General features: G+C 63.7%; 13 protein-coding genes. 4 read left to right on the plus strand and 9 right to left on the minus strand.

Annotated elements, in window-relative coordinates:
* Positions 1 to 23: 23 nt before the first annotated feature.
* Together coq7 and E8E91_RS05330 are read right to left on the minus strand one after the other, a co-directional pair.
* Complete coding sequence (gene coq7, locus E8E91_RS05325) at positions 24 to 671, minus strand: 2-polyprenyl-3-methyl-6-methoxy-1,4-benzoquinone monooxygenase (RefSeq protein ID WP_280365880.1); 648 nt, start codon at positions 669 to 671, stop codon at positions 24 to 26.
* Between the two features lie 118 nt (positions 672 to 789).
* Entirely contained in the window at positions 790 to 1,128 is a 339-nt protein-coding gene (locus tag E8E91_RS05330; protein ID WP_151131551.1) for a histidine triad nucleotide-binding protein, read from the minus strand.
* Positions 1,129 to 1,218: 90 nt separating this feature from the next.
* Between E8E91_RS05330 and E8E91_RS05335 the strand changes: the two genes are divergently transcribed.
* Positions 1,219 to 2,700, plus strand: coding sequence for an AAA family ATPase (locus E8E91_RS05335; RefSeq protein WP_280374901.1), 1,482 nt, complete (start codon positions 1,219 to 1,221; stop codon positions 2,698 to 2,700).
* A gap of 6 nt (positions 2,701 to 2,706) precedes the next feature.
* On the opposite strand, the gene E8E91_RS05340 is transcribed toward E8E91_RS05335, so the two are convergent.
* The 5 genes from E8E91_RS05340 to hemJ all read right to left on the minus strand — a co-directional run bounded on the left by E8E91_RS05340 (position 2,707) and on the right by hemJ (position 7,353).
* Positions 2,707 to 3,495, minus strand: a complete 789-nt coding sequence (locus E8E91_RS05340) for an SDR family oxidoreductase (RefSeq protein WP_280374902.1) — start codon at positions 3,493 to 3,495, stop codon at positions 2,707 to 2,709.
* A gap of 55 nt (positions 3,496 to 3,550) precedes the next feature.
* A complete protein-coding gene (locus tag E8E91_RS05345) occupies positions 3,551 to 4,591 on the minus strand; it encodes a DUF805 domain-containing protein (RefSeq protein ID WP_280374903.1) in 1,041 nt (346 codons plus the stop codon).
* A gap of 97 nt (positions 4,592 to 4,688) precedes the next feature.
* Entirely contained in the window at positions 4,689 to 5,948 is a 1,260-nt protein-coding gene (locus E8E91_RS05350) for an alanine racemase (RefSeq protein ID WP_280374904.1), read from the minus strand.
* A complete protein-coding gene (locus E8E91_RS05355) occupies positions 5,945 to 6,907 on the minus strand; it encodes a nitronate monooxygenase family protein (protein WP_280374905.1) in 963 nt (320 codons plus the stop codon). Before E8E91_RS05355 ends, E8E91_RS05350 begins: the two co-directional genes overlap by 4 nt.
* A 20-nt stretch (positions 6,908 to 6,927) precedes the next feature.
* Positions 6,928 to 7,353 carry a protoporphyrinogen oxidase HemJ gene (hemJ, locus tag E8E91_RS05360; RefSeq protein WP_226283395.1) on the minus strand — a complete coding sequence of 142 codons (426 nt, stop codon included), beginning with the start codon at positions 7,351 to 7,353 and terminating at the stop codon, positions 6,928 to 6,930.
* A gap of 133 nt (positions 7,354 to 7,486) precedes the next feature.
* Here hemJ and argC point away from each other — a divergent pair, with 133 nt between their 5' ends.
* Positions 7,487 to 8,521 (plus strand): N-acetyl-gamma-glutamyl-phosphate reductase, encoded by a 1,035-nt coding sequence (gene argC / locus E8E91_RS05365; protein WP_280374906.1) that lies wholly within the window; start codon positions 7,487 to 7,489, stop codon positions 8,519 to 8,521.
* A 151-nt stretch (positions 8,522 to 8,672) separates the two neighbouring features.
* A complete protein-coding gene (erpA, locus tag E8E91_RS05370) occupies positions 8,673 to 9,023 on the plus strand; it encodes an iron-sulfur cluster insertion protein ErpA (protein WP_151131559.1) in 351 nt (116 codons plus the stop codon).
* Positions 9,024 to 9,080: 57 nt separating this feature from the next.
* Here erpA and E8E91_RS05375 read toward each other — a convergent pair whose 3' ends face one another.
* A complete protein-coding gene (locus E8E91_RS05375) occupies positions 9,081 to 10,172 on the minus strand; it encodes an anhydro-N-acetylmuramic acid kinase (RefSeq protein WP_280374907.1) in 1,092 nt (363 codons plus the stop codon).
* A 4-nt stretch (positions 10,173 to 10,176) separates the two neighbouring features.
* Complete coding sequence (locus tag E8E91_RS05380) at positions 10,177 to 11,619, minus strand: peptidoglycan DD-metalloendopeptidase family protein (RefSeq protein WP_280374908.1); 1,443 nt, start codon at positions 11,617 to 11,619, stop codon at positions 10,177 to 10,179.
* 180 nt (positions 11,620 to 11,799) lie between these two features.
* Here E8E91_RS05380 and tyrS point away from each other — a divergent pair, with 180 nt between their 5' ends.
* Positions 11,800 to 12,999 carry a tyrosine--tRNA ligase gene (gene tyrS, locus E8E91_RS05385; protein ID WP_280374909.1) on the plus strand — a complete coding sequence of 400 codons (1,200 nt, stop codon included), beginning with the start codon at positions 11,800 to 11,802 and terminating at the stop codon, positions 12,997 to 12,999.
* The last annotated feature ends 246 nt before the right edge of the window (positions 13,000 to 13,245 follow it).

A 13,245-nucleotide genomic window follows, 5' to 3' on the forward strand; every position in this document is an offset into this window, starting at 1 on the left:
GCGCCCTTTTTTCGTTTGCGGGATCAGACCCGGTAGGTGCTCTTGGTCATGACCTTGGAGAGCAGGGTCATACCGAACTTGACCGGTGCCGGGAAACGCAGGCCGCCGGCTTCCAGGGCACTGGTGGCGTGCTGCTCTTCGTCTATGCGCATCTGTTCGAGGATGGCGCGGGACCGGGCATCGTCTGCCGGAAGTTGCTCGAGGTGCTCGTCGAGGTGCTTGCACACCTGGTCCTCGGTGGCCGCGACGAAGCCCAGGCTGACGCGGTCGCTGATCAGACCGGCCATGGCGCCAACGCCGAAGGACAGGCCGTAGAAAACCGGATTGAGGATGCTCGGGCGGCTGCCCAGTTCGCGGATGCGCTGTTCGCACCAGGCCAGATGGTCGATCTCTTCCTCGGCGGCATGTTCCATGGCTTCGCGCACCTCGGGCAGCTTGGCGGTCAGCGCCTGGCCCTGGTAGAGCGCCTGGGCGCAGACCTCGCCGGTATGGTTGATGCGCATCAGGCCGGCAATATGGCGGGCATCCTCGGGCTTGAGCTCGGCATCGGGCTGGCCATCGGCCGGGGACGGGCGGAACGGCTGGCCGGTGAACGGCAGCAGGGTGCGCAGTGCGGCATCGGCCTGCAGCAGCAGGCGGTCGGCGGGGGAGTAGGAACGTTCGCTGGCCATGCGGCACCTCCGTGGGACGTCGGCGGGCATTCTACCGCAAGGCCATGATCAAGGCTTGACTGGCGTCAGGCCGGGGCTGACGGGCGGGAGGCTTCCCGCCCCGGATGGCGCTGGCGGATCAGCCCGGAGGCCAGTGCATCTGGCGCTGACCGAGTACGTGCATATGGATGTGGTAGACGGTCTGGCCGCCTTGCTCATTGCAGTTCATCACCAGGCGGAAGCCTTCGTCGCAGCCCTGTTCGGCCGCCAGGCGCTGGGCGGTATAGGCGATATGGCCAACCAGGGCCTTGTCGTCTTCGGTGAGGTCGGTGAGGACGGGAATGTGCTTCTTCGGGATCACCAGGAAGTGCACGGGAGCTTGCGGCGCGATGTCGTGGAAGGCGACGACATGATCGTCTTCATAGAGCTTGCGTGCGGGAATTTGCCCAGCGGCGATTTTGCAGAACAGACAGTCCACGGGAATTCTCCGGCCTGTTATAAGAAGTCCCGAGTTTAACGGCGAGCGAATGTCCCGGCCAGCGCCGGCCGACCCCCTCAAGGAGCCCCTGTGAAGAACGATATCCACGACCTCGGCCTGGTGCTGGATTCGCGCGTGAAGCTGATCCTGATCGAGTCCTGGGATGAGCGCCGGGTGCTGGAAACCCTCACCAGCCTGGCAGTCAAACGCGGACTCGGGCTTTTCACCTGGGCAATCAGCGAAGGGCTCCAGCGGCTGGGATTCGGTGGTGACAGCCTGGGTGAAGGGGACAGCCGCGAGCCGGAAACCGCACTCAAGTTGATCAAGGCCGACCCGCAACCCAACCTCTACGTGATGTGCGACCTGCATCCCTTCCTCGACGACAACCCCAAGGTGGTGCGGTTGCTCAAGGAAGTGGCGATGGCCGAGGGCAACCACAAGCCGACGCTGGTGCTGGTGTCCCACGCCCTGAAGCTGCCGCCGGAAGTGCAGCGCTATGCCGCGCGCTTCGACCTGGCGCTGCCCGGCGAAGATGAACTGATGAGCATCGTCCGCGAGGAGGCGGCGCGCTGGAGCGAGCGCAATCGCGGCGCGCGGGTCCGCACGGACAATCGCACCCTGCAGCAGGTGGTGAAGAACCTGCGCGGCATGAGCCACGGTGAAGCCCGCGCCCTGGCGCGCAATGTGATCTGCGATGACGGCGCCATCACCCAGGAAGACCTGCCGGAACTGAACAAGGCGAAGTTCCAGTTGCTGGACCTGGAAGGCGTGCTCAGCTTCGAGTACGAAACCGCGCGCTTCGCCGAAGTGGGTGGCCTGGGCAACCTCAAGCGCTGGCTGGCCGAACGCCAGGCTGCGGTGCTGGAGGAGAAGCCAGTGGACCGGCCCAAGGGCGTGCTGCTGGTCGGTGTGCAGGGCGGCGGCAAGAGCCTCGCGGCCAAGGCGGTCGCCGGTCTCTGGGGGTTGCCGCTGCTGCGCCTGGACTTCGCCTGCCTGTACAACAAGTTCTTCGGCGAGACCGAGCGCAATCTGCGCGAGGCATTGAAGCTCGCCGAGCAGATGGCGCCCTGTGTGTTGTGGATGGACGAAGTGGAGAAGGGGCTGGCCAGCGGCGATCACGATGGCGGTGTGAGCCAGCGGGTATTGGGCACGCTGCTGACCTGGATGTCTGAGCGCAAGGCGCCGGTGTTCATGGTGGCGACTGCCAACGCCATCGACCGGCTGCCACCGGAGCTGCTGCGCAAGGGCCGTTTCGACGAGCTGTTTTTCGTCGACCTGCCGCAACCCGAAGTCCGTGCGGAGATCTTCCGTATCCACCTGGGCCGCCGCGAGCTCGATCCGGCACAGTTCGACCTGCATCAATTGGTGGCTGCCAGTGATGGTTTTTCCGGTGCCGAGATCGAGCAGGCGGTGGTGGGGATGCTTTATGCGGCGCAGGCCCAGCAATGTCCGGCTGATCAGGCGCTGCTGCTGCGAGAGATCAAGGGCACGGCGCCACTATCGGTATTGATGGCCGAGCAACTGGCGAGTCTGCGGGCCTGGGCGAATGGCCGTTGCGTGAAAGCCGACTGATGCCGCTCAGGGCTGGGCGAAACGGCGAATGACCTGGCCCAGTACGCGGCGCACCAGCCAGCGTGGGGCCAGTCGGGGGAAGAAAGCGGCCAGCCGGTTGCGCCAACCCGGGATGATGATGGCGCGGTTCTTTTCCAGTGCGCGCACCGTGATCAGCGCCACTTCCTCGGGGCTCATCATCAACTTGCTGCTTTCGAGGCTCCCAACCTCCATATGGGCGCCGCGAAAGAAGGCCGTGCGGGTGGGACCGGGGCACAGCACCGAGACTTTCACACCGCGCGGACGCAGCTCTTCGCGCAGCCCCTCGGTGAAGTTCAGGACGTAAGCCTTGCTGGCGTAGTAACTGCTCATCCAGGGGCCGGGCTGGAAACCGGCCACCGAGGCGATATTGAGGATCTGGCCGCCGCCCTGGCGCGCCATCAGGCCGCCAATGCCGTGGCAAAGGCGGGCAAGGGCCAGGATGTTCACTTCGATGAGTTCCTGCTCGCGCCCCCAGTCCTGGTCGACGAAGGCCCCGGAAGTGCCGATGCCGGCGTTGTTCACCAGCAAGTCGATCTCCCGCTCCCCTTGTTCCAGGTCCATCAACAGCCCGGAAACCTGCAGGGGCTCGGCCAGGTCGCAGTAGCGGAACAGCACTTCCACGCCGAAACGCTGGGTCAGCTCGCAGGCGACGCTCTCCAGCACATCCCGCTGCCGGGCGACCAGCAGCAGGTGTCGACCCCGGCGTGCCAGCGCCTCGGCCATGGCCAGGCCAATACCGCTGGAGGCGCCGGTGATCAGGGCATAACGAGGCATCTGGAGGTTCTCCGTAACGGGGCCGGGTTGGACATCGCCGGCCCCGGGAGGTTGCTTACTCGGCGGACTCGCCTTCAAGGGCGGGGGCTTCGGCAGGCTGCTCGAAGCTGGCGGCATCGCCCATCTGGGCGCGCATCACGTAGTCCTGGTAGGCCGGTATCGAAATGGCGGCGACTATACCGATAACCGGTACAAGAAGGATCAACCAGGCGAGCACTTTCACCGACCGGCTGTTGGGCGGCGGCGGTGGGCCATAGCGGTTGGGGCCGTCGGTGCCCGGCATGAACAGCATCAGCAAGGCGAACACACTGCCGACGACGGGGACGAAGTTCAACAGCCAGAGCCAGCCGGACCAACCCATGTCGTGCAGGCGCTGCACGCCGATGCATACGCTGACCACCACCAGCGCGAGGCAGGCAGCAATCGTCAGCAGGCCGGCGAGGGCATCGGAAAGCGCGTAGCTGCCGAGGATCACACCGCCGATGGGCAGGAAGGCCAGCATCAGCGCCATGCTCCAGCCGAGGTAGCGGACCCGGCCGATCCGGCCACTGGTGCCGAAGACCTTCAGTTCGCCGAACTCCGGAAGTTGCTCGCCCACCTGGGCCTGGGGCGGGGCATAGGGGGAAGTGGCGGAGCCGCCGTCATTCGAGGCGTTTACCTGGGGCGCCTCCTGGGCCAGTTGCACCTGGCGGGCCAGGTACTTGTCGACGATGATGCCGCAGGCCTGGCATTCGGCTGCTTTCGGTTGCTCATGGCCACATTTCGGGCAGCTCATGTTTTCGGTGGCTGCAGATGCGGCTTCGGCTGCGACGGTGGCCGGGGCCGGATGGTCCTCCGTGGTCACCAGACTCAGCCCGGCCACGGTGTCCTGCTCCTTGCGCACCTTGGCGCCCGCCCGCTGCAACGCGGCCAGGTACTTGTCCGCCTCGGCTTCCACCAGGTCACGCTTGAGGGCAACGCTGCGCCCGCCGAACAGGCTTTCGATCTTGTCGGCATCGCTCTTGAACAGGCGGGCGAGGTTTTCCTTGACGGTTTCCAGTGCCACACCGGGCATCGGTTGACCATCAAAGACGATCTTGTAGCGGGCTTCGGTCATACGGGCGTCCTTGTCGACGACAGAAATGGATGATGGCACAGCGTAATTGCGCTGCGGCCCGCGGCACAAGCGGCCTGGCGCACAAAACGCAGAGGGTTCAGGTGAGTCCGAGTGGGCTCCAGCGGCCGACCAGGCTGCCGCGGCGCAGTAGCCTCAGGTCAGCGAACTCGCCAAGGGTGCCCTCGGATTGCATGGGGCGCAGGAAGACCCAGTCGTCCACGGCGAGCTTCGTGGCGCGTGAACCGATCAGGCGCTCCTGGTTGGCGCTGCGTCCGTAGAGGCTGTCGTAGGCAAGCCCGACCGGGGAAACCGGTTCGGCCTGCCAGTTGCCCCCGTACAGGTAGTGGGCGCGTTGGCGATTCGGATTCCAGCCCTGTAACAGGGTTTGTGCGCCTTCCAGGTAGGGTAGGGCGCCATCGAGCACCTTGAGTACCGGCGCGGCTATCCACAGGGCCGGCTGGTGCTTCTTGAGCAGATCGCTGTCGAAACCGGCGGGCTTCAGCAGCGCCGAGCCCACTGCAATCTCGTTCAGGGGCCCATTGCTATCGCTGTGTAGCGGGTAAGTCTGACTGCCGCCGCCATTCAGTAGCGGCGCTTGCGGCCAAAGCGGTGATGCCTGGGCGGTGTGGATGAAGGCCTGGTAGCGCGCGTTGCTCTCATCCAAAGCCTTTGCCCGACTTACCCAGATTGGGGCGTGGGCCACGTGGGCGTCGTAGCCCATCAGTCCGCGCAACTGCAGCAGGGGTTGGTCGTTGGCGAATTGCTGGAGCGCGCTGCCCAGTGCCTCGGGCGTGGGGAATCCGCCCCGGGACAGGCCGATATCGATTTCCAGGGCGATTTGCAGCGGCTGGCTCAGGGCTCGGCCCAGTTCGGCGTATTCCTGCAGGCGCTGGGGACTGTCTACCAGCCAGGTGACCTGACGGCTGGGCTCGAACCCCAGGTGGCGGGGCAGCTGCTGGTAGAAGGCCAGGGCTGCGGCAGCGGGCAGTGGCTTGCCCAGCAGCAGATCGCCATTGGGGAAGAGCCGGGCCAGTTGGTTCAACTGCAGCTGGTGGAAGACCATGAAGCGCGAGCAGTTCAAGCGACGTGCGAGATAGTCGAGCAATCCGCCGCAAGCCAGGGACTTCGCCACCAGGCGCAAGGGGCGCTGGCCGAGCCGGGATGCCAGCAGGTCGGCATTGGCATCCAGCCGATCCAGGTCGATGACCAGCTGCGGGATGCCGCCGCCCTCCAGGCGCAGCATTTCATTCAGGCGTGCGAAGTAGGCGTCGTGGGGGCGGCCATGATCGGTCGGGCGCGCCGCCAGAAGTCCCAGCGCGCCGATTGCTCCGAGCCCGAGCAGGGTGCGTCGCTTCATCGGGCCCAGCGCTGGCCCAGTTGTCCTGCTTTCTCGCGTGCGGCGCGATATTCCTGGTCAAGGCGGGCGATCAGTTCGTCCACCGTCGGCAGGTCGCGGATATTGCCGACACCCTGGCCGGCGGACCACACGGTCTTCCAGGCCTTGGCCTCGTCACTGACCGGCTTCAGCTTCTCGCCGTAGTTGATGTCACCCTTGTCGGCGAGGCGTTTAAGGTCGTAGCCAGCGGCTTCCAGGCTCTGGCGCATGAAGCTGGCGGGGACGCCGGATACCGCCGGGGTGTGGATGATGTCGGCGGCGCGGGCGTCGAGGATCATCTGCTTGTAGCGGGTTTCGGCATCGCTCTGCTGGGTGGCGATGAAGCGGGTGCCGAGGTAGGCCAGGTCGGCGCCGAGCATCTGCGCGGCGAAGATCTCGTGGCCGTGATTGAGGCAACCGGCGAGTAGCAGGGTCTTGTCGAAGAACTGGCGGATCTCGGCGACGAGGGCGAAGGGGCTCCAGGTCCCGGCGTGGCCACCGGCGCCGGCGGCAACCGCGATCAGGCCGTCAACGCCGGCCTCCGCGGCTTTCTCTGCATGGCGGCGGGTAGTCACGTCGTGGAACACCAGACCGCCGTAGCTGTGCACGGCGTCCACCACTTCCTTCACTGCGCCCAGGCTGGTGATGACGATCGGGACACGCTTTTCCACGCAGATGGCCAGGTCGGCCTGCAGGCGCGGATTGCTGTGGTGGACGATGAGGTTGACCGCGAAGGGCGCGGCGTCCGCTCCCAGTCCCGCTTCAATCTCGTCCAGCCAGGCGCGGAAGCCGCTGCTCTCCCGCTGGTTCAGGGCCGGAAAACTGCCGACGATGCCGTTGTTGCAGCACGCCAGGACCAGTTTGGGATTGGACACCAGGAACATCGGCGCAGCCACGACCGGCAAGCGCAGACGTTGATCGAGCAGGGCGGGCAGGGACATCTGGCATTCCTCTTGTCAGGTCAGAAAGGTTTGACCACCACCAGGATGACGATAGCGATCAGGAAGAGCACCGGGACTTCGTTGAACCAGCGGTAGAACACGTGGCCGCGACGGTTTTCGTCTCGGGCGAAGCGCTTGAGCAGCGAGCCGCACGCATGGTGGTAGCCGATCAGCAGAACCACCAGCGTGAGCTTGGCATGGAGCCAACCCTGGCTCAGCCAGCCGGAGTTGAGGTAGAGCATCCAGATGCCGAAGACCAGGGTAGCGATCATCGAGGGGCCCATGATGCCGCGGTAGAGCTTGCGCTCCATGACCTTGAAGCGTTCGCGGCTGGGTTCGTCCTCCGCCATGGCGTGGTACACGAACAGACGCGGCAGGTAGAAGAGGCCGGCGAACCAGCAGATGACGGCGATGATGTGCAGGGCCTTGAGCCACAGGTAGAGCATGGGGTGATTTCCATCGGGCAGATTGCCCGGATAGTAGAGGCTTGATGGGCCGCACGTCACCTCGGCGGTTGGCCCCTGACCGATGCGGCCTTATCATCGGCAGCTTTCCAATCGGTTCTTTGAGGGGCAAGTGATGGTCAAGGTCGGAATCGTCGGCGGCACGGGCTACACCGGTGTCGAACTGCTGCGTCTGCTGGCTCAGCATCCGCAGGCGGAGGTCGCAGTGATTACCTCGCGATCCGAGGCTGGGGTGAAGGTCGCCGACATGTATCCGAACCTGCGCGGCCACTATGACAACCTTGCGTTCAGCGTGCCTGATGTGGCGACCCTGGGCGGCTGCGACGTGGTCTTCTTCGCCACTCCCCATGGTGTCGCCCATGCCCTGGCTGGCGAACTGCTGGATGCCGGTACCCGCGTGATCGACCTTTCCGCCGACTTCCGCCTGCAGGACGCTGAAGAGTGGGCCAAGTGGTACGGCCAACCCCATGGCGCGCCCGCGCTGCTGCCGGAAGCCGTTTATGGCCTGCCGGAAGTGAATCGCGAAGCCATCAAGGGCGCGCGTCTGATCGCCGTCCCGGGTTGCTACCCGACTGCTACCCAGCTCGGATTCATTCCGCTGCTGGAGGCCGGTCTGGCCGACACCAAGCAGTTGATCGCCGACTGCAAGTCCGGTGTCAGCGGCGCGGGCCGTGGTGCCAAGGTGGGTTCGCTGTTCTGCGAGGCTGGCGAGAGCATGATGGCCTACTCGGTGAAAGGGCACCGTCACCTGCCGGAAATCAGCCAGGGCCTGCGCCGCGCAGCCGGTGGCCCGGTCGGTCTGACCTTCGTGCCGCACCTGACGCCGATGATCCGTGGCATCCACGCGACCCTCTACGCGAACGTCGCGGACAAGGGCGTGGACCTGCAGGCGCTGTTCGAGAAGCGTTACGCCAATGAGCCCTTCGTTGACGTGATGCCGGCCGGCAGCCATCCGGAGACCCGCAGCGTGCGCGGCGCCAACGTCTGCCGTATCGCGGTGCACCGTCCCCAGGGCGGCGATCTGGTGGTCGTGCTCTCGGTGATCGACAACCTGGTCAAGGGTGCATCGGGACAGGCGGTTCAGAACCTCAACATCATGTTCGGCCTCGAGGAGCGCCTGGGCCTGTCCCACGCTGCACTGCTGCCCTGATGTCCATCGGCGCCGGCGACTTGCTCGCCGGCGCCGCACTTCGGCCTGTCGGCCGAGTCCAATCGCTTAATAGTTGACCAGTTTTGTAGGGTAAGCGGATAATGCCTCGCCTTAGCGCAGTATGGCGGCGTCGAGCCGGGAGAGTTGCAGCATGAGCGTCGAAACCTTCACCCCTTCAGCCCTGATGTTCACCGAAGGTGCGGCCAACAAGGTGAAGAACCTGATCGATGAAGAGGGCAATCCGCGCCTGAAACTCCGTGTCTTCGTGACCGGCGGCGGCTGCTCGGGTTTCCAGTACGGTTTCACGTTCGATGAAGACGTGTCGGATGATGACACCATTGTCGAGCGCGACGGTGTGAGCCTGGTCGTCGACCCGATGAGCTTCCAGTACCTCGCGGGTGCCGAAGTGGATTACCAGGAAGGCCTCGAGGGTTCGCGCTTCGTGATCAAGAACCCGAATGCCACCACCACCTGTGGTTGCGGTTCTTCGTTCTCGATCTGATCTTCCGAGCGAACACAGAAACGCCGTGCCCCTGAGCACGGCGTTTTCGTTTGTGAGTCAGGCGGGGTAGATCGCGCCGAGGACGCGCAGCCCTTTGGCGCCGGTGACGCTGGGGCGATTGGTGGGAATACCTTCGAGGCAGCAGTGAGCGAGCCAGGCGAAGGCCATTGCCTCGACCCAGTCCGGATCCACGCCGAAATCTGCAGTGCTGCTGACACGGGCACCTGGCAGCAGGGCAGCCAGACGCAGCATCAGTTGCCGGTTATGGGCGCCGCCGCCACAGACCAGCAGGTCGTCGGTCTTCGGCTGTGCCGCCTGGAGGGACTCGATGATGCTGCGGGCGGTGAGCTCCAGCAGCGTGGCCTGTACGTCCTCGGGCTTGAAGCGGGGCAGCCGCGCCAGGTGGGACTGCAGCCAGCCTAGGTTGAACAGCTCGCGGCCAGTGCTCTTGGGGCCCCGTGTGGTGAAGAAGGCATCGCCGTACAGGGTATCCAGCAACTTTTGCTGCAGGGTGCCGGTGGCAGCCCAGTCTCCATTGCGGTCGTAGCTATCACCGCGCTGGAGATGAATCCAGGCGTCCAGCAGGACGTTGCCTGGACCGCAGTCGAATCCGTGAACTGCCTTGCCCGGCTCGATGAGGCTCAGGTTGCTGAAGCCGCCGACGTTGAGCACGGCACGGTTGCAGTTCTCGTCGCTGAAAAGGGACTCGTGGAACGCCGGAACCAGCGGCGCACCCTGGCCGCCAGCGGCTACATCGCGTCGCCGGAAGTCGCCGACCACCGTGACACCGGTGAGCTCGGCGAGCAGGGCGGGATTGCCGATCTGGATGGTGAAACCGCGCGCTGGTTCGTGGCGCACGGTCTGGCCGTGGCTGCCGATGGCGCGAATGTCCCTGGCACCCAGGTTGTTGCGGACCAGTAGGGCGTTGATCCCCGCCGCGGCCAGTTCGACCCAGCCGTTCTCCGCAAGGGCAGCCCGGGCCAATTCGTCAGGTCCGGAAGCGCAAAGCGCCAACAGCTCGCTACGAAGCGAGCCGGGCATGGGAATGTAGTGGGTATCGAGGAGGGTAATGCGGTCGGTCTGTTCGACCAGAGCGATGTCCAGGCCATCAAGGCTGGTCCCGGACATCACCCCAAGGTAGCGCGGCATCGGGTCAGCGCTTGTTCAGGGCCAGCATGCTGGCCTTTTCCTGGTCCATCCGCGCCATCAGCGGCTGGCTCATTTGCAGGAAGCGCTTCTTCTCGCTTGCAATCAGCGGATCCGCCATCGGCAGCTTCACGCCCAGCGGGTCGACGTGCACACCATTCACCTGGAACTCGTAGTGCAGGTGCGGTCCAGTGGAAAGACCCGTCGTGCCCACGTAGCCGATGATCTGGCCCTGCTTAACGGTACCGCCGGTACGGATGCCCTTGGCGAAGCCCTGCATGTGGCCGTAGAGCGTCTTGTACTTGCTGCCGTGCTGAATGATCACCGCATTGCCGTAACCGCCGCGGCGGCCGGCCAGGGCAATCTTGCCGTCGCCGGTAGCCTTGATCGGCGTGCCACGGGGAGCGGCGTAGTCCACACCTTTGTGAGCACGGATCTTGTTCAGGATCGGATGGCGGCGGCCGTTGGAGAAGCGCGAGCTGATGCGGGCGAAGTCCACCGGGGTACGGATGAAGGCCTTGCGCATGGCAGTGCCGTCACCGCGCAGATAGCTGGCGGTGCCCTGCTTGTCGACGTAACGGACCGCAGAGAAGGTCTTGCCACGGTTGGTGAAGCGCGCGGCGAGGATCTCCCCGCTACCGACCTTCTTGCCCTCAACCACCTTTTCTTCGTAAATCATCTCGAATTCGTCGCCTTCGCGGATGTCGAGGGCGAAGTCGATGTCGTAGCCGAAGATGTTGGCCAGATCCATGGTCAGGTCATGGGACAGCCCGGCGCGTTTGGCGGACAGGAACAGGGAACTGTCGATCACGCCACGGGCGTAGGCCGAGCGTAGCTCAGGCTTGATCAGGTCACGCTTGAAGGCGTAACCCTTGGAAGTCTTTTCCAGGTGAACGCTCTCGAGGCCGCTCAGCTTGGTGCTGATCTTCTCGAGTTCGCCGCTGGGGGTCAGTTTGAACTCAAAGCTCTGGCCAACCTTGAGGCGGCTGAGTTGCTTGGCGTCCTTGCTGCTGTTCAGGACGTCGTGCAGGACATTCGCGGACAGGCCGACCTTGCCGAACACAGTGGACAAGGTATCACCGTTGCCCACGGTCACAGTCTTGAGGCTGGGATCGGTAGGCGTTTGCTTGGTAGCGAGGTCGGTGGTCTCTTCTTTCTTCTTGTCCGCGTCTTTTCCGGCGCTGTTCTGGTTTTCAGCTGGGTTCTCGATCTTGGCGAATGGCGAGATACCCTCATCCCCGGTGACGGATCCTGGTCGGAGGTCGTCCTTCTCCTGGATCACCATCTCCGAACCGTTTTCCAGCTCCAGATTGATGAAGGTCTTCTTCGCCTCGACCTCGCGAGACGGGAACACCAGCAGGGCCAGGCTGAGCAGCGCAGCCACACCGCTTGCAGCCAGCAAGTGGCTCTTCGGATAGGGCGGCGGCGCTTTAGGTACTGAATGCGTCATGGCGTGTGGTGTTTTTGGAATATGAACTAACTGCCTAAAATATAATCAAAATACGCCCTAGGCAACCTTGGATTGGTGCCTTCCGCTGACTGGCATGGGGCTGGGCGCAAAACTTGTAATTAGTTCGCGATCTTGTATGGTTGGTTCCCCTTTGTCTATCCACGGTCTACGAGTCCTGTCATGAAGTCGGTTGAAGAGCAGCTGGCGCTGATCAAGCGCGGTGCGGAAGAGGTTCTGGTCGAGTCCGAGCTGGTCGAAAAGCTCAAGCGTGGCCAGCCGCTGCGCATCAAGGCGGGCTTCGATCCGACTGCTCCCGATCTTCACCTCGGTCACACCGTCCTTATTAATAAGCTGCGCCAGTTCCAGGAGCTGGGGCATCAGGTGATCTTCCTGATTGGCGATTTCACCGGGATGATCGGTGACCCCAGTGGCAAGAGCGCCACTCGCCCGCCGCTGACCCGCGAGCAGGTCCTGGAGAATGCCGAAACCTACAAGGCGCAGGTGTTCAAGATCCTCGATCCGGCCAAGACCGAAGTGGCATTCAACTCCACCTGGATGGACAAGCTGACCCCGGCGGACTTTATTCGTCTGGCATCCCAGTACACCGTGGCGCGCATGCTTGAGCGCGATGACTTCAACAAGCGCTACAGCACCAACCAGCCCATCGCTATCCACGAGTTCCTCTATCCGCTGGTGCAGGGGTATGACTCCGTTGCGCTGCGTGCGGATGTCGAGCTGGGCGGTACCGACCAGAAGTTCAACTTGCTGATGGGGCGCGAACTTCAGCGTGCCTATGGGCAGGAATCCCAATGCATCCTGACCATGCCGCTGCTGGAAGGTCTGGATGGCGTTAAGAAGATGTCGAAGTCCCTGGGTAACTACGTGGGTATCCAGGAGGCGCCGGGCGTCATGTACAACAAGCTGGTCTCCATTCCTGACCAGCTCATGTGGCGTTACTTCGAGCTGCTGAGCTTCCGCTCCATGGAAGAGATCGAGCAGTTCAAGCGTGATGTCGAGGCCGGCGCCAATCCTCGCGACATCAAGATCAAGCTGGCCGAGGAGATCGTTGCTCGGTTCCATGGTGAGGAGGCCGCGGCTTCCGCGCACCGCTCCGCGGGCAACCGTATGAAAGAGGGCGAGCTGCCGCTCGATCTGCCGGAAGTTCAGCTTGCGTCCGCGGAGGACATGCCCATTGCGTCCGTTCTTAATAAGGCAGGACTGGTGAAGAACGCTGCTGTCGCTCGCGACCTTCTCGGTTCCGGCGGCGTGCGCGTGGATGGCCAGGTTGTGGATCGCAGCTTTGTCTTTAAGCTGGGGTCGACCCATGTGCTGCAGGCGGGCAAGAAGTCTTTTGCTCGTGTTTCCCTGGTTGCCGAATAAGATGCTTTCAAAAAAGTGTTGACGGCAGATTCTGCATCCCTATAATGCGCCCCACTTCCGGCGCAGTCGCCAAGCAAAACTCCTTGTAGATCAATGAGTTAAGTGTTTGGAGAAAGTGCTGGAAGGGTTCGCTTCGAACAGTTCGCCACTGGCGAATGAAGCTGAATCGGAGGTGTTGACAGTGAGTTTGAACGCTGTAGAATGCGCCTCCCGCTGACGAGAAGAGTGAATCGGATCGGAAGCGCA

This window comes from Pseudomonas sp. BN515, assembly GCF_029873155.1.
GTDB lineage: Bacteria > Pseudomonadota > Gammaproteobacteria > Pseudomonadales > Pseudomonadaceae > Metapseudomonas.